General features: G+C 53.3%; 18 protein-coding genes. 10 read left to right on the top strand and 8 right to left on the bottom strand.

All coding sequences use genetic code 11. From position 1 onward, the window contains the following. Nucleotides 1-21: 21 nt before the first annotated feature. The 6 genes from E7745_RS04245 to E7745_RS04220 form a co-directional block, all read right to left on the bottom strand. Entirely contained in the window at nt 22-1,218 is a 1,197-nt protein-coding gene (locus tag E7745_RS04245) for an L-serine ammonia-lyase (RefSeq protein ID WP_107032371.1), read from the bottom strand. Between the two features lie 44 nt (nt 1,219-1,262). Further along, entirely contained in the window at nt 1,263-2,777 is a 1,515-nt protein-coding gene (gene gpmI / locus E7745_RS04240; protein ID WP_136408371.1) for a 2,3-bisphosphoglycerate-independent phosphoglycerate mutase, read from the bottom strand. 146 nt (nt 2,778-2,923) lie between these two features. Next, on the bottom strand, nt 2,924-3,814 hold the full coding sequence (locus E7745_RS04235) for a hypothetical protein (RefSeq protein ID WP_136408370.1): 891 nt from the start codon (nt 3,812-3,814) through the stop codon (nt 2,924-2,926). Then, the gene (locus E7745_RS14930; RefSeq protein WP_205743436.1) at nt 3,798-4,607 is read right to left on the bottom strand and encodes a hypothetical protein; all 810 of its coding nucleotides are present in this window, start codon (nt 4,605-4,607) and stop codon (nt 3,798-3,800) included. Before E7745_RS14930 ends, E7745_RS04235 begins: the two co-directional genes overlap by 17 nt. A gap of 45 nt (nt 4,608-4,652) precedes the next feature. Continuing rightward, nucleotides 4,653-5,468, bottom strand: a complete 816-nt coding sequence (locus E7745_RS04225) for an Imm26 family immunity protein (protein WP_107032374.1) — start codon at nt 5,466-5,468, stop codon at nt 4,653-4,655. Nucleotides 5,469-5,487: 19 nt separating this feature from the next. Further along, nucleotides 5,488-6,915, bottom strand: a complete 1,428-nt coding sequence (locus E7745_RS04220; RefSeq protein ID WP_107032375.1) for an ATP-binding cassette domain-containing protein — start codon at nt 6,913-6,915, stop codon at nt 5,488-5,490. Nucleotides 6,916-7,247: 332 nt separating this feature from the next. Here E7745_RS04220 and E7745_RS15230 point away from each other — a divergent pair, with 332 nt between their 5' ends. From E7745_RS15230 to zupT, 5 genes are all read left to right on the top strand, one after another. Next, on the top strand, nt 7,248-7,688 hold the full coding sequence (locus tag E7745_RS15230; RefSeq protein ID WP_136408369.1) for a DUF1648 domain-containing protein: 441 nt from the start codon (nt 7,248-7,250) through the stop codon (nt 7,686-7,688). A 176-nt stretch (nt 7,689-7,864) separates the two neighbouring features. Then, a complete protein-coding gene (locus tag E7745_RS04210) occupies nt 7,865-9,391 on the top strand; it encodes a peptide MFS transporter (protein WP_107031182.1) in 1,527 nt (508 codons plus the stop codon). An 85-nt stretch (nt 9,392-9,476) separates the two neighbouring features. Further along, nucleotides 9,477-11,180, top strand: coding sequence for a peptide MFS transporter (locus E7745_RS04205; RefSeq protein WP_136408368.1), 1,704 nt, complete (start codon nt 9,477-9,479; stop codon nt 11,178-11,180). Nucleotides 11,181-11,876: 696 nt separating this feature from the next. Next, a complete protein-coding gene (locus E7745_RS04200; protein WP_240597562.1) occupies nt 11,877-13,313 on the top strand; it encodes a Na+/H+ antiporter NhaC family protein in 1,437 nt (478 codons plus the stop codon). A 69-nt stretch (nt 13,314-13,382) separates the two neighbouring features. Further along, nucleotides 13,383-14,186, top strand: a complete 804-nt coding sequence (gene zupT, locus E7745_RS04195) for a zinc transporter ZupT (RefSeq protein ID WP_123398122.1) — start codon at nt 13,383-13,385, stop codon at nt 14,184-14,186. Here zupT and E7745_RS04190 read toward each other — a convergent pair. Continuing rightward, nucleotides 14,176-15,024 carry an HAD-IIB family hydrolase gene (locus tag E7745_RS04190; protein ID WP_123398121.1) on the bottom strand — a complete coding sequence of 283 codons (849 nt, stop codon included), beginning with the start codon at nt 15,022-15,024 and terminating at the stop codon, nt 14,176-14,178. The genes zupT and E7745_RS04190 overlap by 11 nt on opposite strands. A 497-nt stretch (nt 15,025-15,521) precedes the next feature. On the opposite strand from E7745_RS04190, the gene pyrE reads away from it, so the two are divergent. The 5 genes from pyrE (at nt 15,522) to E7745_RS04170 (ending at nt 18,042) form a co-directional block, all read left to right on the top strand. Next, complete coding sequence (gene pyrE / locus E7745_RS04185; RefSeq protein ID WP_107031178.1) at nt 15,522-16,175, top strand: orotate phosphoribosyltransferase; 654 nt, start codon at nt 15,522-15,524, stop codon at nt 16,173-16,175. A gap of 106 nt (nt 16,176-16,281) precedes the next feature. Next, nucleotides 16,282-16,701: a hypothetical protein gene (locus E7745_RS04180; RefSeq protein ID WP_107031177.1), complete on the top strand. Its 420-nt coding sequence runs from the start codon at nt 16,282-16,284 to the stop codon at nt 16,699-16,701. A gap of 46 nt (nt 16,702-16,747) precedes the next feature. Continuing rightward, the gene (locus tag E7745_RS04175; RefSeq protein WP_107031176.1) at nt 16,748-17,278 is read left to right on the top strand and encodes a hypothetical protein; all 531 of its coding nucleotides are present in this window, start codon (nt 16,748-16,750) and stop codon (nt 17,276-17,278) included. A 51-nt stretch (nt 17,279-17,329) separates the two neighbouring features. Further along, on the top strand, nt 17,330-17,494 hold the full coding sequence (locus E7745_RS14780) for a hypothetical protein (RefSeq protein ID WP_168181998.1): 165 nt from the start codon (nt 17,330-17,332) through the stop codon (nt 17,492-17,494). Then, nucleotides 17,491-18,042 carry a GNAT family N-acetyltransferase gene (locus tag E7745_RS04170; protein WP_123398119.1) on the top strand — a complete coding sequence of 184 codons (552 nt, stop codon included), beginning with the start codon at nt 17,491-17,493 and terminating at the stop codon, nt 18,040-18,042. The genes E7745_RS14780 and E7745_RS04170 overlap by 4 nt, the downstream gene beginning before the upstream one ends. 2 nt (nt 18,043-18,044) lie before the next feature. Here E7745_RS04170 and E7745_RS04165 read toward each other — a convergent pair whose 3' ends face one another. Then, entirely contained in the window at nt 18,045-19,067 is a 1,023-nt protein-coding gene (locus E7745_RS04165) for a S41 family peptidase (RefSeq protein ID WP_136408367.1), read from the bottom strand. Nucleotides 19,068-19,113: the final 46 nt, after the last annotated feature.

Here is a 19,113-nt window from a genome sequence, read left to right as displayed (position 1 = left end):
GCCATCTGAATTTTTTTAAGACTATTTTATAGCGGCCAGGCCCCCTTGGGCGGTCTCTTTGTAGATCGACGGCAGGTCATGGCCCGTCTGCTTCATCACCTCGACAATGCGGTCGAAGCTGACCGAGTGGCGGCCGTCGGAGAAGGATGCGTAGAGGTTGCTGTCGAGCGCGCGGGCGGCGGCATAGGCGTTGCGCTCGATGCAGGGTATCTGCACCAGCCCGCACACCGGATCGCAGGTGAGTCCGAGGTGGTGTTCGAGTCCCATCTCGGCCGAATATTCGATCTGGGCGGGGGTTCCGCCGAAGAGCTGGCTGGCGGCTGCGGCGGCCATAGCGCAGGCCACTCCGACTTCGCCCTGACAGCCCACTTCGGCTCCTGAGACAGAGGCGTTGCACTTGACCACGCTCCCGAATAGTCCGGCGGTGGCAAGGGCGCGGAGTATGCGCTTGTCGCTGAAGCCTTTCGAGGTCGAGAGATGATAGAGGACAGCCGGGAGCACTCCGCATGACCCGCAGGTGGGTGCGGTGACGATCTTGCCGCCCGATGCGTTTTCCTCGCTGACGGCGAGGGCATAGGCGTAAACCAGGCCGCGGCTGCGCAGGCTGTCGTTGTGGCCTGAGGCGTGGAGATAGTAGCTGACGGCCTTGCGGCGCACTCCGAGGCCTCCGGGGAGCACCCCTTCGGCGTCGATGCCGCGCTCTACGGCCTCTTTCATCACCTGCCAGACCTCACGCAGATAGTCCCAGACGTCGCTGTCTTCATATTCGTCGACGTATTCCCAGAAGCTCTTGCCCGACTTGTCGGCCCAGTCCAGGATGTCGGAGATACGGCTCAGGGGATAGACGGTCTTTGCGTCGGGACGCTCCTCGCCCTCGTGGACAATGTCGCCGCCGCCGATCGAGTAGACCGTGTCGCGGCCCAGTTCGCTGCCGTCAGCGCCGAGGGCCACGAAAGTCATGCCGTTGGGGTGGAAGGGAAGGAACACCGAGGGTTCCCACAGGATTGTGGTCGGAGCTGTCTTCTGAAGCTCTCCGAGGATAGCCACATCTGTCATGTGGCCCTTTCCGGTGCCTGCGAGGGCACCGAAAAGGGTCACGTTAAAGGATGCGGCCTCCGGATAGCTGGCTCCGAACTCCTGCGCGGCTTTGAGCGGCCCCATAGTATGGGAACTGGAGGGGCCGTGGCCTATCTTGTAGAGTTGTTTTATGGATTCCATCTGTGAGGTCAAGTGGAGGGTGTGGTGGATGCCGGCTCGGCCTATCAGCCGATGAGGGCGTGGCCGGTCATCTCCTTAGGCTGTTCGAGGCCCATGATTTTCAGCATGGTGGGAGCCACGTCGGCGAGTTTGCCGTCGGCCACGGTAGCACCGGCGCGGTCGGTCACGTAGATGCAGGGCACGGGGTTGAGCGAGTGAGCTGTGTTGGGGGTGCCGTCGGCGTTGATGGCGTTGTCGGCGTTGCCGTGGTCAGCGATGATGATCACCTCGTAGCCGGCTTCCTTGGCGGCCTCAACGGTGTCTTTCACGCATTCGTCAACGGCCTTGACAGCCTTGCAGATGGCTTCGTAGACTCCGGTGTGGCCCACCATGTCGCCGTTGGCGTAGTTGACCACGATGAAGTCATATTTCTCTTCCCTGATTGCCTCCACGAGCTTGTCTTTCACCTCATAGGCGCTCATTTCGGGCTTGAGGTCGTAGGTTGCCACCTTGGGCGATGCCACGAGGATGCGCTCCTCGCCTTCGTAGGGCTGCTCGCGTCCGCCGTTGAAGAAGAATGTCACGTGGGCATACTTTTCGGTCTCGGCTATGTGGAGCTGCTTCTTGTCGAGGCTTGAGAGATATTCGCCGAGGGTGTTTTCAACGTTTTCTTTGGGGAAGAGGATGTGGACACCGGTGAAGGATGCGTCGTAGGGGGTCATGCAGTAGTACTGCAGGCCGGGTATCACCTTCATGTCGGCTTCGGGGATGTCGTGCTGTGTGAGGGCCACGGTGAGCTCCTTTGCGCGGTCGTTGCGGTAGTTGAAGAAGATCACAGCGTCGCCTTCCTTGATTGTTCCGTCGACAGCCGCGTTGTTGATGGGCTTGATGAATTCGTCGGTCACGTCCTCGTCATAGCTTTCCTGCACGGCCTTGGCCATGTCAGTCGCCTGCTTGCCCTCGCCTTTCACCAGAAGGTCATAGGCAACCTTGACGCGCTCCCAGCGCTTGTCGCGGTCCATAGCGTAGTAGCGGCCTATGATCGAGGCGATCTTGCCGGCCGACTTGGCGCAGTGGGCTTCGAGCTGCTCGATGAAGCCCTTGCCGCTGCGGGGGTCGGTGTCGCGGCCGTCCATGAAGCAGTGGATGTAGACCTTTTCGAGACCGTATTTAGCGGCTATGTCGCAGAGGGCATAGAGGTGGTCGAGCGAAGAGTGCACACCGCCGTCGCTGGTGAGGCCCATGAAGTGGATGGCCTTGCCGTTGTCGCGGGCATAGGAGAAGGCATCTACAATCTCAGGATTTTCGAGGATAGAGCCGTCGGCACATGCCTTGTTGATTTTCACGAGGTCCTGATAGACCACGCGGCCGGCGCCGATATTGAGGTGACCCACCTCCGAGTTGCCCATCTGTCCGTCAGGCAGACCGACGTTTTCGCCTGAAGCCTGAAGCTCGCTGTGGGGGTAGTTTTTTACGAGATAGTCCCAGTAGGGAGTAGGAGTAGAGAAAATAGCGTCGCTCTTGGAGTGATTGCCGATTCCCCATCCGTCGAGAATCATTAACAATGCTTTCTTTGCCATGATGTTATAGAAATTGTAAGATTATTGATTGCGGTATGCGGAGGGAGAGAGTAATAACTGTGCAAAATTACAGAATTCCATCCGAAAATCAAAAGATAAAATTCGTCACCGGCAATAGCAGCTGTCCCGTCCCCGCGCACGGACACCTATCGGCCGCATAGTCTGTCACGGAGTCCGCGCAAGAAACCGCCATTGCCGGCAGGGGCTGTTGAAGCCTGTTCACATTTATCCGAAACTGACTTAAATTTTTCTTTTCCGATAAATTCATGACTGTGCCACCCTATATCTCCAAACTTCCCGTCAAAAAGAGAGCAGCCATCCGCTATCGGCTTGTCAGGTGACAGGCACACTGTATTACCGTCAGGCTTTTCGATTACTTCACAGACAAGGTTATCTCCATGAAAATGGAAATAATACTGAAACTTCGTCAACGGGTCGATAAGGCTTGTATAACTGTCGACCCACGGCCATGCACGCCGTTTTACAATATCATCAATCAGGGGCATTTCAATCCGCTGTGTTATATAACCGGTCTTTATCAGTTCTACTGTCTTGGGCCACAGATAAACAGAGCCGTCAAAAGCATCACCGGCTATCCAGTCGCCAGGATTGACCGGACCGATATTCTCACGTGGTTCATCGCAACGCCAGACAAAGCATTCTTCATAGGGGTCCAGTCGGCTTAATTTATCTATCGACCATTCTCCTTCGTCGTCTCTTTTGTCGCCAAGCTCAACAAAACGGGCTAATGCCAGTCCGTCAAGACCGAGATCGGCACTTTCGCCAACCTTATACCATCCGCCTCCAAACTCACTTCCTGACACGACATCCGTATGTACATACAGCCCCACCTCTGATGAGATTACGTCCTCGATTCCGGGATTTTCACTTACCGCATAGCGGGTTTTGAAAATCCTGATCACCGGACAACCATCTTTCTCGCTGTCATCCGCAATATATTGGAAATAGCTCTTGTAGCCGTCACCATGTTCCTGGCAGAACACATCGCCTATTTTTATTTTAACTCTCTTTGCCATGATGTTTATCCCAGATAGTATTGAATTTTTCGCCTGTGACATTCCACGCACACCAGCTTATATCGCCAAAAGATCCCGCAAAAAGAGCGTAACCATCTTTTTCCGGATCGTTTTCGGATAAATTTATGAAATTTCCATCTGATGTCCGTATTACTTCCCTGCAGATTTTCTCTCCTTTGAAATGAAAATAATACCGGAGTCTCGCCATGCGGTCAAAGTAAGTCAGATAACTCTCCACCCACGGCCACGGTTTTTGTTTAACATATCTGTTTAAATAGAGATCTGCTGAAGTATATCCATATTTGATTCTTTCAACAATTCTGAACCATGACAAGACACTGCCATTTGTTGTCATCGGGCTTTCCGAGATTTCCGGAGTCATTTTTCCGATGGGAATCTGCGATTCGTTACAATGCCATACATAAAAATGTTCCAACGGATCAACGTCGTCAAATTTGTCTGTTTCCGGATTATAGACAGTTGAAGACTCGCCGACAAACCACGCTGAAGCCAGTTCATCAAGGCCCAAATCTTTGCTTTTGCCTACTTTATACCAATGATCGCCCACAAGCCCGATCCTAAGTACCGTATGGGCATAGAACGCCACTTCTGATTTAACCAGTTCATCCATGTCCGGCTGATAATCCATCGGATAGCGTCCAACAAAAGCCCGAATGACAGAACTATTCAACTGCGTCATATCGTTGGCGATATATTGGAAATAGCTCTTGTAGCCATCATCCAATTCAACGCAGAATATATCGCCGATTTTCGTAACTATTCGCTTTGCCATATTTTCAATGTTTCTTAAAAATATATGTCCATCGGACGGATGTCATTATCTGCTTTTATCTGATTTATTCCATACATCTTCAAACGCATCCTCGGTGATGAATTCTTTGTAGCGCCAGTTGATTTCGCCGAAATCTCCGGCATAAAGTGTGTGGCAGCCATCCACAGGATTTTCGCAGGACAATCGCGTTATATTGCCATCGCAGTCAACAATAACCTCTCTGACAGCACGGCTTCCGTGGAAATGAAAATAAGTCGTTTCACGGGTAAGAGGGTCGGCTTTCCGGACATAACTGTCAACCCACGGCCAAGGCTTGCGCTTGACTTCATCATAAAAAGTCATTGTCCATGTATAGTATCCATATCTGATACGGTCCACGATACACGTATAAGGCAAAACGCCGTCACACTCAATGATCGACTTCAAAAATTCAGGAATTTTCCCGATATCTTTTCTTTCACATCCGGCATAGCCAACATACCAATGTTCATATGGCTCCATATTTGCATCCAGTTCATTTGCTTTTTCATATCCAATGGTGGTATCCTCCTCCTGTGGAAGCCCAAACACAAAACTTTTAAGCTCTTCCTGTCCTATTTCTTTGGAATTTCCGATTTTATACCATGTATTCTCATCTATCCCGGCACGAAGATATGTAAGTGCATGAAAAGCAACCTCATCTTTGACAATTTCTTCTATTTTAGGCTCATATTCAACCGGATAATTAGTCTTAAAGGCTCTGATAACAGCACCTCCAAGATAATGACAGTCTTTAAGCATGTATTGGAAATAGCTCTTGTAGCCATTACCCAATTCAACGCAGAATATATCGCCGATTCTCGTAACTATTCGCTTTGCCATATTTTCAATGTTTTTATATCTACCTCTTGATCAGCGTTTTGATATGATTTACTCCGGAGGGGATTTCGTGGGGGTAGTGGCTGACGAAGATGAGTGAAGTGGAATTGCGCCCGGTCAGGAGGTCTGTCAGGCGGCGGATGCGCTGTTTGGCGGGAGCGTCGAGGCCGTGGAGCGGTTCGTCGAGTATCAGCAGTCGGGGCTGACGGATGAAGGCCCGCGCCAGCAACACCATGCGCTGTTCGCCTGAGGAGAGCCGATCGAAGGTCTGGTCTTTAAGATGACTGATGGCCATTAGCCGGAGCCAGGCGAGGGCTTCGCTGCGCTCACTGTCGGTGATCCGGGCATAGCGGTTGAGGGCCGAGCGCAGGCCCTGGGCCACTACATCGACCACCGAGAGGGGGCTGCGGAAGTAGAGCTGCATCTCCGGGCAGACGTAGCCTATGCGGTCTTTGATCTCCCAGATGCTTTCGCCGCTGCCGCGACGACGGTCAAAGAGGGTGATGCAGTTGGCGTAGGCCTGCGGGTGGTCTCCGCAAATCATGCTCAGCAGCAGCGATTTGCCACTGCCGTTGGGGCCTGTGAGCGCCCAGCGTTCGCCGCGCCTGACGGTCCAGTCAAGACCACTGATGATCCGGCGGTCACCGTAGCTCACATGGCCGTCGGTGATCGAGAAGGCCACTTCATAGTCATCGCCGTCAGCTTCCGGGCGGAGGGGTAGCTGCGAGGCGTCAATTTCCTCGCAGACAGGCGTCTGAGAGCGCAGGGCGTCAATCGCGGCACGGTCGGTGACGAGGGGCAGCAGAGTCCTTCCGGCCATCGGCAACACGGCTACGGCGTAGGCGGGAATGTCGGCCGGATCGCAGAGCAGCATCACCACGGAGGTGCCGCGCGCGGGGAGGGAGCGCAGGGCCGCATCGAGTTCGAGGCGGGAGGCGGAGTCGAGACCTATGTAGGGATTGTCGAGCACCAGCAGGTCGGGGCGCGAGCGCAGGGCGTTGACCACAAGCAGCTTGCGCAATTCGCCGCTCGACAGATAGTTGATGCGTTTGTCCATGACGTCGCGCAAGGCGAATGACTCGCAGAGGCGCAGCCATTCGCCGTCAGAGGCCAGCTGACCTACAAGCTCGGCGACAGTCGGCACGAAGTCATTGACTGTCGACTCCAGGCGCTGCTCGTGGCTGACCACGTCGATGCCGGTAAAGGAATGTATGTCAGTGAACGTCAGCATCCTGACCTTCATGTCGGGGCGGGCGAATTCGAGGCGGTTGCCATAGGCGTAGCGTCCTTTTTCCATCACAAGGCCGAGAGTCGACTTGCCGGCACCGTTCGGGCCGAGCACTACCGACACACCCTGAGGTATCTCCAAAAGTTCCGAATTGTCAAGCACAACACTGCCATATCCCAGCCGGGGGCTGCTGAAACGTATCAGAAAATCTGCATTATCCATCTTTGCATTATCATTAAGATCTTGTTAAAAGCGACCGTTGACATCTGCAAAAGTAAGAAATCGGCCCCAATATTCCTATCTTTTCCCATCAGGCAGTAAATCGAGGCTGGAAATATTCATTGTATAGGCTATTGTTTCTTTTGTTGAAGTTCGCTAATTTCAGGCGTTTCCAGATACATAGTTTTTCGCTCACAAACACACATTTGTCATAAGAATAAGCTTGTGTAATTTTTAAGCTTAAAGATAAAAAACTATCGATTTGTTATGATATTAATGAATTTTGAGCTAATTTTAGATCAAACAAATCTATATTATGTCAAATCTCAAAATAAATGAATAAATTTATCCGGATATTTAACATCACATTAATATTAATCCAATTAGGGATCAGTTGCTATCTGATAACTCAATACGATTTGATTCCGATTCATTGGGATATAAGTGGAGCTATTGATTCATATGGCAGTCCTTCAGTCAGTCTGATAATACCATTATTATCTCTTATAACGTGGGGTATGATTTTTTTTGTCAAGAATCACCCAGACTGGTGGAATGTCCGAAATGAGATAAAAAAATCGGCCGCCGGAATTTCAATCATCAGACAGATGTTTGATTGCATGACCGCATGGAGCATGATTTTGATGACATTCCTGATGTATAGCATATTACGTGGTAAGTTATTTATGATCGGTTTGATGTTCATATTTGCATTATTGGCATGCATCATTGTTTTCTTTATAAAAAGAATCAACTGTCCGGATAAGGAGTCATAGTAAGATTTTGTGTGATTTTGGCCCGTCACCGCAGCATTTTTCTACCGGAATATTATAAATTATGATTATTTTGCTTATTTTTGCGGAAACTCTGCGCCGGAACCCGGTTTAGAGTTTTCTAAAAACAGCTTCTTAACCCCCTGAATCAATACCCAAATCAAACTAATCAATCCGTTATGTTCAAAGACCAACCCAAAGGCCTTATTCCTGCTGCACTCAGCAACATGGGCGAGCGATTCGGCTACTACATCATGAATGCCGTCTTAGTCCTCTTCCTCTGTTCGAAATTCGGACTCTCGGAGGAGACCAGCGCGCTTGTCTACTCGTTCTTTTACGCCGGCATCTATCTGCTCAGTCTTGTGGGCGGTGCCATTGCCGACCGCACCCAGAACTACAAGGGGACCATCATCAACGGTCTCATTATCATGACCCTCGGTTATGTGATTCTCTCGATTCCTATCCTCTCCACTTCCGACAACATCTCATGGCTGCTGCCGATGACCTGTTTCGCCCTCTTCCTCATAGCCTTCGGCAACGGTCTTTTCAAGGGCAACCTCCAGGCCATCGTGGGTCAGCTCTATGACAATCCCAAATATGCTTCGAAGCGCGACTCCGGCTTCCAAATATTCTATGTGTTCATCAACGTGGGCGGCCTGGTAGCTCCCTTCGTGGCCCCGATGCTCCGCAGCTGGTGGCTCGGCGTGCACTCGCTGGCCTACAACGCCAAGCTCCCGGCCCTCTGCCATGAGTATCTGAGCGTGACCGACTCAATGAGCACCGAGAACCTCAACAACCTCTATGCCCTCATCACCGAGACCGGAGGCAACGCCGCAGGTGACATCCAGGCCTTCTGCGCACAGTATCTCGATGTGTTCAACACCGGTATCCACTACTCGTTCATCGCCTCTGTCTGCGCCATGCTCCTCTCGCTCCTGATCTTTGTGAGCGTCAAGAAAAACCTCCCCACCCCCGGCAAGAAAGCCAAGGCCGAGGGAGTGCGCATCTCCGACGAGGAACGCCGCGCAATGGCCAAGGAGATCAAGCAGCGCATGACCGCCCTCTTCGCAGTGCTCGGAGTGGTGATCTTCTTCTGGTTCTCATTCCACCAGAACGGCACATCGCTGTCGCTCTTCGCCCGCGACTTTGTCGACACCTCATCCATCGCGCCTGAGATCTGGCAGGCAGCCAATCCCTTCTTCGTGATCATACTCACCCCGCTTGTAATGCTCATGTTCAGCGCCCTGAGCCGCGCCGGCATCGAGATCTCCACTCCGCGCAAGATCGCCATCGGTATGGGTCTGGCGGGCATGGCCTTCCTCTTCCTAGCCCTCTATTCATATTTCGAAGCCTATCCCTCAGGCATCGAGTTCCGCGAACTCCCCAACGCGATAGCTGCCACAATGAAGGCCGGTCCGTGGGTGCTTCTCCTGCTCTACTTCTTCCTGACCGTGGCCGAGCTCTTCATCTCGCCCTTAGGCCTCTCGTTTGTGTCGAAAGTGGCTCCCGCCCACATGCAGGGTCTCTGCCAGGGTCTCTGGCTCGGCGCTACCGCCCTCGGCAATCTTCTGCTCTGGATCGGCCCGCTGATGTATAACAACTGGCCGCTGTGGATCTGCTGGAGCGTCTTCCTCGCAGTCTGCATCATCTCGATGGGCGTCATGTTCGGCATGGTAAACTGGCTCGAACGTGTCACCAAAGCATAAATAACTGATGCTCGATAATAACTGAATTCTCACCCCGGAGAGGACCCCTCACAGCGGTCCTCTCCGATATTTTGCAAAAATCGCCATGTTCAAAAACCAACCGGCAGGCCTCTATGTGCTCGCGCTCGCCAACACCGGCGAACGTTTCGGCTACTACACCATGCTTGCCATCTTCCTGCTCTTCCTGCAGGCCAAATTCGGCCTTGACTCCACCGTGTCGGGCCAGATCTACGCGGGCTTCCTCGCCCTTGTCTATTTCATGCCTCTGATAGGCGGCTGGGTGGCTGACAAATGGAGCTTCTCCAAGTGTGTGGTCACAGGTCTGGCCGTCATGTTTGCCGGCTATATGGTCATGGCCATCCCGACTGACATCCGCAGCACCACCTCGCTCGTGATACTCTGCGCCGCACTCGTGCTCATAGCCTGCGGCACAGGCCTTTTCAAGGGCAATCTCCAGGTGATGGTGGGCGATCTCTACAACGAAGCCCGCTACAGCGGACAGCGCGACGCGGCATTCTCGCTCTTCTACATGGCTATCAACATCGGCTCGATGTTTGCTCCGATGGCGGCCACAGCCATGTGTAACCTCGCCATGAAGGCGCAAGGCCTGACCTATGCCGCATCGCTGCCCGCTATATGCAACGCCTATCTCGACGGTACAGAAAACGGTGCAGAACTCATAACCACCGCGGCCGACCACGGCATGAACGCCGGGACCGACCTCGCGGCTTTTGCCACAAACTATATCTCGACCCTCTCGGCGGGCTACAGCTATGCTTTTGCCATTGCCTGCGGCTCGCTCATAGTCAGCTTCCTGATCTATTTCCTCGGACGCCGCACCTATGCCCATATCCTCACCGACAAGAAGCAGCCCGGAGCGGCAAAGGCTGTGGCTGAAAGCGGTCCGGAACTCACTCCGACGCAGACCAAGCAGCGAGTGGTGGCACTGCTGCTCGTCTTCGCAGTGGTGATCTTCTTCTGGATGGTGTTCCACCAGAACGGCGCTACGCTGACGGAATTCGCCAAGAGCTGCACCTCGCCCGAAGCCGGAGGCTGGACCCGCATCGGATTCAATGTGTGGGCTCTTCTGAGCATCGCCGTAGGTGTCTATGCAGCCTTCAATCTCTTCCAGTCGAAGGGCACTCTCAGCCGCGTGATCTCGGTGGCCATCATCGGCCTGGTGGGCTGGGCGCTCTGGTATTTCTATTCTGTGACACCCGATCCGCTCACCGGCATCCAGCCGCAGGAGTATCAGCAGTTCAATCCATTCTATGTAGTGGCTCTCACCCCCTTCTCGCTTGCCTTCTTCGGCTGGCTGGCCAAGCGCAAGAGCGAGCCTTCGGCTCCCCGCAAGATCGGCTACGGCATGATCATGGCCGCCGTGGCCTACGGCGTGATGCTCGTCGGTTCGCTGGCCATCACCGGCACCTCGGCGTCAGTGTCGCCCAACTGGCTTATTTCCACTTATCTGCTGCTGACTTTTGCTGAGCTTCTGCTTTCGCCGATGGGCATCAGTTTTGTCAGCAAGGTGGCTCCTCCGAAACTCAAAGGCTCGATGATGGGCGGTTGGTTCGCGGCTACGGCTGTGGGCAACTATCTGGTGTCGATCCCGATGCTCCTCTGGGGCAAGATTTCGACGGCGATGCTCTGGGGTATCCTTGTGACCATCTGTCTTGTTTCGGCCGCTTTCATCTTCTCTATCATGAAGAAGCTCGAAGCCGCGACTTCCGATTCTCCTGCGCCGACTGATGCCGACCTGCTCGAAACCGTTGAAGACGAGGCGATCTGATCACGGGGCCGTCCGGAGACCCATATTGGCGAACGCATACCCACGATGGGGCCGTCCGGAACGGTAAATCGGTGTCCTCGTCCGGACACCTCATTTACGTGAATATATTTTACCCCCGACACCTGCGCGCTCTGCGCTGCGGTGTCGGGGGCTACTATTAAATCGGTGTCCTGACGGACACCCGCTACCCGCAAGACCATCAGGGGGACACATCGGCGGACAACATCCGCCTGCGGGGGCGTCCGGAGGACGCAGATTTACTCGTAGCCCGTGACACCGCAGCGCAGAGCGCAAAGGTGTCACGGGTTAGCTATTCATCTTGCATTGGGTGTCCGGTCGAGGACACCGATTTACGGTTCCGGATGGGATGCGGGCGGGAATGTCAAGACTGAGCGGAAGGGGGGCAAGGGGTTTTAACATGCCTTTTGACCTTTTAGCGGAGTTTGTGATCCGCAACGAATGCCAATCGGGGATTTTTTTGTAATTTTGTAGGCACGAAAAGGATGACGCTGCGATATTCAGAATTGCTTTTCACGATTATTAACGCGATGTGTGCTTCCAAGTGACATGTCGATGTCCGAAAAGATAAGTGTAGCCTCATCCCACCAGACTCTGTCAGGCTGTGATCAGCCGTGCAGTAACAATGTGTTTCCAACAGTTTCCAAGAATATTTACTTTCATAAACCGTCAGTTGAATTGAACAGATCAAAAATTTTTGGCCGCCGTCTCTCTCCCGCAGTCACAATCTCGCTCATCCCTCTCGCTTTTCTGCTCGTTACCCTCATTTCGGTAATCATTGCCCGTGGCGCCGATGCCGTTTCGGAACTCGGCCCGTGGATACTGCTGACGGCGGCGGCTCTCTCGCTCGGTCTCAGCGCCATAGGGGGTATTGCCACCCGCCGGAGCCTTATCACGGGGCTGCGCCGCAGCGCCATACAGATTCTTCCGGCTGTGCCGATTCTGATCTGCATTGCCACCGTGGCCACCACCTGGATGCTTTCAGGGGTGGTGCCAACGCTCATATCCTACGGGCTTCATCTGCTGTCGCCTAAGTTCTTTCTGATAATCACCTGCGCGGTATGTTCGGTGATCTCCGTGGCTACGGGCAGTTCATGGACCACTATCGCGACCATCGGCGTGGCCTTTTTGGGAATAGGCGAAGTGATGGGCTACAGCGATCCCTGGATTGCGGGTGCTATAATCTCAGGGGCCTATTTCGGCGACAAGGTCTCTCCGCTGAGCGACACTACGGTGGTGGCCTCGTCGACGGCCGGAGTGGATCTCTTCGACCACATACGCTATCTGATGTTCACCACTGTGCCGGCCATGACCATAGCACTGCTGGTGTTTCTGACCGTGGGTCTGACCTCCAGTCTGTCACCCTCGCCGGAGTCGGCTCCGCTGCTCGATGCGCTCGGATCGACATTTAATCTCTCGCCCTGGACAATGGCTATTCCGGCACTGACACTTGTGCTGATCATCATGCGAGTAAAGACGATCTTTGTGCTGACCGCGGCCACGATTTTCGGCGCGGCGGGCATTTTCCTGCTCCAGCCGCAGCTGTCAATTGGCGCGGCCGATCTGCTGCCTGCGCTCTGGAACGGGTCATCGCTGTCGACCGGCAATGGGGCTCTTGACGAGCTCTCAGCTACCGGCGGCATACTCGGTATGCTCCCTACGGTCTATCTGGTGCTCAGCGCCATGATTTTCGGATCGGCCATGATAGGCACAGGTATGCTCACAAGTCTTACCGAGGCGTTTACCAGCCGCCTGCGCCGCCGCACGGGGATTGTAAGCGCCACCGTGGCGAGCGGTCTGGCCATGAACTGCGCCACTGCCGACCAGTATCTCTCGCTCATTATCACAGGCAACATGTATCGCCCGCTCTATCGCCGCAACCGTCTCGAAGCCAGGCTTCTCAGCCGTTCGATGGAAGATTCGATCTCGGTGACTTCGGTGCTGATACCGTGGAACTCCTGCGGCATCACCCAGTCAACGGTGCTTGGTGTGAGCACCTTAGCCTATGCGCCCTGCTGTATCTTCAACATACTGACCCCACTGATGAGCATACTCATTGCCAGGCTCGGATTCAAGATTCCGGTGGTGGCCCCGAAAGTTCCGGCCTATAACTGAGCGGGACAAACCAAGTCAGGTTCCCGCATGTTAATCAATTGACAATACAACTATCTGCAATCAGAGTACATGCCGGATTTTTCAACCATATTAATAGCGCTGCTGCTGACCCTCTTCGCCGGACTTTCGACCGGAATCGGGGCCATGATCTCGTTTTTCACACGCCACACCGACACCCGCCTGCTGGCCGGGGCGCTGGGGCTGTCGGCCGGTGTGATGATCTATATTTCCTTCATGGAGCTAATGCCGGAAGCCTCCGAGGGACTGGCCACGGTCATGCCAGAGCGGACGGCCGCGGCTGCAATGCTCGCGGCATTTTTCGGAGGCATAGGCCTGATAGCGCTGATAGACTGGCTCGTGCCTGCCGATGAGAATCCTCACGAAGCCCATTCGATGGAGGAGCTCACTGACGGCCACAGTCACCACAAGATGAAACGCACCGGCATAATGCTCGCAATGGCCATAGGCATTCACAACTTTCCGGAAGGCATGGCCACTTTTATCTCGGCACTCGACGGGCTCGAAATGGCACTGCCGATCGTCATAGCCATAGCCATACACAATATTCCGGAGGGGATAGCCGTGTCGGTGCCGATCTACCACTCTACGGGCAACCGGCGCAAGGCTTTTTTCTATTCGCTCTTGTCAGGGCTGGCTGAACCGGCTGGCGCACTGGTAGGCATGGCTTTTCTGCTGCCGTTATGGTCGCCGGTGGTCAATGCCGTCTGTCTGGCCGTGGTTGCGGGAATAATGGTCTACATAGCCTTTGACGAACTTCTTCCCGGCGCCGAAAGTTTCGGTCATCACCATCTGTCGCTCATAGGCGTGGTGGTCGGGATGGCGCTCATGGGCATCACACTGGTCATACTCTGAAGCCTTCGGCGCGCGCACACATAGCCATGTCAAGCGCCACGGCATCCTCGTAGTTGGCTCCGATCCGGCGGTCGGCTTTCTCCATCACGCCCGGCATGGCATTGTCAACCGCCACGGCATCGTCAGCCACGGCAAACATCGAAAGATCGTTGAGATTGTCACCATAGACCGTCACTGTGTCGGCACCGATCTGCCGTGCGAGTTTCCCGATGGCCGCGGCTTTGCTTACGCCGGCCGCAAAGACTTCAAGGTAGGCCACATCGGGGTTGAAGATGTCGCGGTAAGAAGATACTGAAAGGCGACCGTCGGCCATCAGTTCTGCGGCCACCGACTCGATGGCCCTGCCCTCTCCCACGGCAAAAATCAGTACCGTTCCGGCCTGTGGCTCCTCATAGGCGTGAGGATCATCGAAGATAAAACGCTTGCGGGTGAGGCCGCAGCGCTCTTCATAGAACTTCCATTCGCGCGAATTCATGCGTCCGTTGTGGTAGACCTCAAGCATGGTGTCGTCACGGAGCACGTAGACAAATGGATTGACCCCATGCTCGCGGCAACAGCACATCACCCTCCAGGCCGCATCGGCTTCGGGATACATGACATCCATGTAACGCTGGCTGACGCGGTCCCACATAGCGGCACCGGTCATTACGATGGCAGGTATATTAATATATGTGTCTTCGAGGAGCATCTCGACTGTAGCCGGAGTGCGGGCCGTTGCTACGGTCACCGGAACTCCAGACTTTGAGAGCCGAGAGATTATCTCCGCGCTTCTTGAACTGACTCGGCTGTCGCGTCCAAGCAGAGTCCCGTCCATATCGGTCACATACAGATGTTTCATTCGTTTAACTATTGTATTAAAGGTCGTTTCTAACAACCTCACTGATTTTGCATCCCTTTCAAATGCAAAGTTACATCAAATTTATGCTCTTTTCAAGATCCGAGACAGCTCTTTGGGGGCTTAGAGGCCATTTTTTGATCTATTTTCTAATTTTTAGCCAAATATTGTTAAATATACGCTATGATGTGCAAATGTTCCAATTTTAATCCTTACATTTGCATGTGTGTTTTTCATAGTATTAGATTAAGATAAAGGTTTAAAAAGGAAAGGAGATGTCGTGAGACATCTCCTTTTTTATCTATCCGCCTGTGAAACACCGGAGAGGGTCCGGCAAATATCGGGTCAGCGGTGGCCTGTCTGTTTTTCAAATGTCTATTTTTCAAAGCAGTCATTAAGAAACGTAAACTAAAAAAAGTTGCAATTGAGCGCAGGATATTCTAATTTTGCACTTTGAATTATAATCAGTCCATTATTTTCATTATTCCCTCATTCAAAAAATGAAACATCTTGACCTTATTCTTGCCGAGAAGCTCCTGAAGATCAGCGCAATCAAACTGCAGCCTGACAATCCTTTCACCTGGGCATCCGGCTGGAACTCACCCATCTACACGGACAACCGCAAGACTCTCTCTTATCCCGATGTCCGAAACTTCATCAAGGTCGAGCTCAGCCGCATCATCCTCGAAAACTTCGGTGATGTCGATGCCATAGCAGGTGTGGCAACAGGAGCTATCGCCCAGGGCGCGCTCGTGTCTGACACCCTTGGCCTTCCCTACGTCTATGTCCGCTCAACCCCGAAAGACCACGGACTCGAAAATCTCATCGAAGGCGATCTGCGTCCCGGCCAGAAAGTAGTGGTGATAGAAGATCTCGTGTCGACCGGCGGCAGCAGCCTCAAGGCTGTGGAGGCAATCCGCAACGCCGGCTGCGAAGTGATCGGCATGGTGGCTATCTTCAGTTATGAATTCCCCGTGGCCACAAAGCGCTTCAAAGATGCCAATGTCAACCTCATCACCCTTTCGAACTATTCGGCACTCATCACCGCCGCTCTCGAATCAGGCTTCATCCACGAGAACGATGTAGACACTCTGAAGGAATGGCGCAAAGATCCCTCTCTCTGGACTCCCGCCGCTTCTACTGAGGCTGAATAAGCAGCAGAACACTCAAAAAAACGTAATAACCCCATCAGAAGCCACCCGATCAACGGCTGTCAGCCCTCGGTCAGGTGGCTTTTTTCAAAATCTTCACCCCGAACCAATGGCAACCTACACCGGCAAACCCGTAACCCTGCCCCGCCCCATCAACCAGATCTACGAAAAAGTAGCAGACCTGTCGCAATACCGCGACCTCGTAGAGCAGCTTCCCGCCGAACAGCGCGAACAGCTCAACGGAGTGGAATTCGACGGCGAAACCGTGCGCATGGACGCACCTTCGATCGGCCAGATCGTGTTCCGCATCAGCGAGCGCACAGCTCCCACCCACGTAGGCTTCGCAGCCGAAGGCTGCCCCGTGCCTCTTTCGCTCAACATCAACCTTAAGGAAGAGGGCCCGGAATCAACCGTGCTTACTCCGGCTATCAAGATAGAGATTCCCCCGATGCTGCGCCCGTTTATCGGCAACAAGCTCCAGGAGGCCGCCAACAAATTCGGCGAAGTCTTCACCTCGCTCTTCAAGTAAGAGATCTTTACACACATATATATATAAGCAACTCTCCAAGACAGACATGACAATCCGTCCACTCCTCCGGATTCCCGCCCTTTTGACAGCGCTCGCCGCCTCAGCGGTGACGGGCGCGCTCGTTTCATGCGAGTCGGTCGACGATGACCGCATCCCCTATGCGGAGGTGCGGCTGACTTTTCTGACCGTTGGCGACTGGAACATCCACGGCGTCAAAGGCGATGCCGCTGACTCGAAACGCTATATCTTTACTTCCTCTGAAAGAATTCCTGCCGATTTCCCATACACGGCTCTTGACCGCACCGGTTTCGGAGGTCTGCTGCTGGCCACTGATGTGCTCGGCGAGCTCTATGTCTATGACCTCGCCTGCCCGGTTGAGGCACGCCCGACGGTGCGCATCGAGGTAGCTCCGGGGGCAACCGAGGCCCGCTGTCCGCAGTGCGGGAGCACTTTCGACATCTACGGAGCCACACACGGCAATCCGCTGACCGGCCCTGCCGCAGACCGCGGCTATGCTCTGAGGCGCTACCACGTGCATTCAGGCGGTCCGACCGAATACCGGGTCATCACCCGATGATTATTTTATTTCAAAAATTGTTATATATTTGTATTCAATTATAATAAAGATATGGCACGACCAATTCAAGATACCCCTATCCTAAGTGGAGAAGATGCCCGTCGGTTCGTTGAGCTGATGAATACCCCACGTCCGGAAACCACCGAACGTAAAGCCCAGATCAAGGCGGCCTATGATACAGTCATAAAAATGTTAGCCCGTAATCAAAAAAAATGAATTTTGAAGAATTTTATCGTGATTATGGCATACGTAAACTCGATTTAAAAGAGTACATCACCGCTTTTTCATGTGGCGATGATGACTTAGATGACTTTATACTAAACGATGCGCCCCTATACAGAGAGGCTTTATTGGCTGTCACTTATATCATTGAACGGAATTCTGATAAAAAAGTAGTCGGTTATTTCAGCCTTGCAAATGACAGAATCACGATTAAAGACTTTCCGTCTAACAATGAATTTAATAAATTCCGCAAACATCGGTTTGTCAATGAAAAAAGACTGACAAATTATCCCTCTGTAAAATTATGTCGCTTTGCATTAAGCAATGACATCAGAGGAAAGCATATCGGCTCTATATTGTTGGATTTCATGAAACGATATTTCGTATCAGACAATAAAACCGGATGTCGGTTTATGACGGTAGACGCATATCGCACCGCAGAGGAATTTTATCTTAAAAACGGCTTCCTTTATCTCAATAGTACCGATAGCGAAAAACCTACACGTTTAATGTTTTATGACCTCATAAATCTCGAAGATTGAGGCTATCGGGGATTCTGGAGAAGGTCGAGGGCGAATTCAAGGATGGTGTCTTTGCCTGAGAGGGCCTGGAGGGGGTCCATGTCGACCGCACAGCCTTCTGTAGGCTCTACGCCGGCTTCAGTGCTCCGGCCTTCGGCATCAAGCATTGAGCAGGCCGAAAAACGCACTCCCCATCCGTTAGGCAGTTCGGACGAATAGGGCATTCCGCTACCCCCGCCGGTTGTGGCTCCGACCAGTCTGACTCCGGGCAGAAGTTTCATCACAGAGGCAAAATTGTTGGCTGCAGAGAATGTAGACCGGTTTGTCAGCACTATGACCGGTTTGCCCCAGCGTATGCGGCCTATGTCGGCGGGATTATAGGTGATCTCCATAGGTTCTGAAAAAGCATCGTGGGCCGGACCGGTCTTGTGGGAGATGTAGCCCACCACGGTCGGGCGGGTGATGAAGCGGCTCACAAGAGTGCGCACGTTGGTCAGATCGCCTCCGCCGTTGTCACGGACATCAATGATCAGCCCCTGGGTATTTTTCAGGAAATAAAGCACATTGTCGAGATTGCCTTCTCCCACAGGGTTGGCGAAAGATCCGTAGTAGATATAGCCGATGTTCTCGCGGAGAATACCGTAGAGCATTCCGGAACTCTGGCGGTAGTTGAAGTTGAAATACGATTCCTCGATCAGGCGCAGCGAGAAGTTCTGCGGGTAGTCGCTCCACCATTTGCGATAGTAGGAGGTGTTGAATGCCGCCGAGAGGTTGACATGGCCGTCGCGCAGTTCGTCAAGCATGTCGGCGCAGACAATGAAAAGTTCTTCGCCCGTCATTTCAGGGCCGATGCGCCGGGCGTAGGTGTCATATACGGCATCCCAGTCTATGTCTTTCTGGCTGAAGAAGCAGTAGTGTTCGTCAAGAATTGTCCAGAGTGCTTCGAAATTGCCGCGTGGATCATCGGCGTATTCACGGACATCGTGGCAGGAGCTCATGAAGGCCGAGAGAATCAGTGCGCTTATGATTGAGAGGGTTGATTTCATGAATGATCGGGAATGAGGGGGGGATGACGGGGTGAGCGTGGCGTGA

This window comes from Duncaniella sp. C9 (assembly GCF_004803935.1).
In the GTDB taxonomy this organism is placed as follows: domain Bacteria; phylum Bacteroidota; class Bacteroidia; order Bacteroidales; family Muribaculaceae; genus Duncaniella; species Duncaniella muris.
This window is presented reverse-complemented; position numbering and strand designations above follow the sequence as displayed.

Coding starts and splice junctions, on each gene's coding strand:
- E7745_RS04245 (WP_107032371.1), bottom strand. CDS start 1,218: ATGGAATCCATAAAACAACTCTACAAGATAGGCCACGGCCCCTCCAGT.
- gpmI (WP_136408371.1), bottom strand. CDS start 2,777: ATGGCAAAGAAAGCATTGTTAATGATTCTCGACGGATGGGGAATCGGC.
- E7745_RS04235 (WP_136408370.1), bottom strand. CDS start 3,814: ATGGCAAAGAGAGTTAAAATAAAAATAGGCGATGTGTTCTGCCAGGAA.
- E7745_RS14930 (WP_205743436.1), bottom strand. CDS start 4,607: ATGGCAAAGCGAATAGTTACGAAAATCGGCGATATATTCTGCGTTGAA.
- E7745_RS04225 (WP_107032374.1), bottom strand. CDS start 5,468: ATGGCAAAGCGAATAGTTACGAGAATCGGCGATATATTCTGCGTTGAA.
- E7745_RS04220 (WP_107032375.1), bottom strand. CDS start 6,915: ATGGATAATGCAGATTTTCTGATACGTTTCAGCAGCCCCCGGCTGGGA.
- E7745_RS15230 (WP_136408369.1), top strand. CDS start 7,248: ATGAATAAATTTATCCGGATATTTAACATCACATTAATATTAATCCAA.
- E7745_RS04210 (WP_107031182.1), top strand. CDS start 7,865: ATGTTCAAAGACCAACCCAAAGGCCTTATTCCTGCTGCACTCAGCAAC.
- E7745_RS04205 (WP_136408368.1), top strand. CDS start 9,477: ATGTTCAAAAACCAACCGGCAGGCCTCTATGTGCTCGCGCTCGCCAAC.
- zupT (WP_123398122.1), top strand. CDS start 13,383: ATGCCGGATTTTTCAACCATATTAATAGCGCTGCTGCTGACCCTCTTC.
- E7745_RS04190 (WP_123398121.1), bottom strand. CDS start 15,024: ATGAAACATCTGTATGTGACCGATATGGACGGGACTCTGCTTGGACGC.
- pyrE (WP_107031178.1), top strand. CDS start 15,522: ATGAAACATCTTGACCTTATTCTTGCCGAGAAGCTCCTGAAGATCAGC.
- E7745_RS04180 (WP_107031177.1), top strand. CDS start 16,282: ATGGCAACCTACACCGGCAAACCCGTAACCCTGCCCCGCCCCATCAAC.
- E7745_RS04175 (WP_107031176.1), top strand. CDS start 16,748: ATGACAATCCGTCCACTCCTCCGGATTCCCGCCCTTTTGACAGCGCTC.
- E7745_RS14780 (WP_168181998.1), top strand. CDS start 17,330: ATGGCACGACCAATTCAAGATACCCCTATCCTAAGTGGAGAAGATGCC.
- E7745_RS04170 (WP_123398119.1), top strand. CDS start 17,491: ATGAATTTTGAAGAATTTTATCGTGATTATGGCATACGTAAACTCGAT.
- E7745_RS04165 (WP_136408367.1), bottom strand. CDS start 19,067: ATGAAATCAACCCTCTCAATCATAAGCGCACTGATTCTCTCGGCCTTC.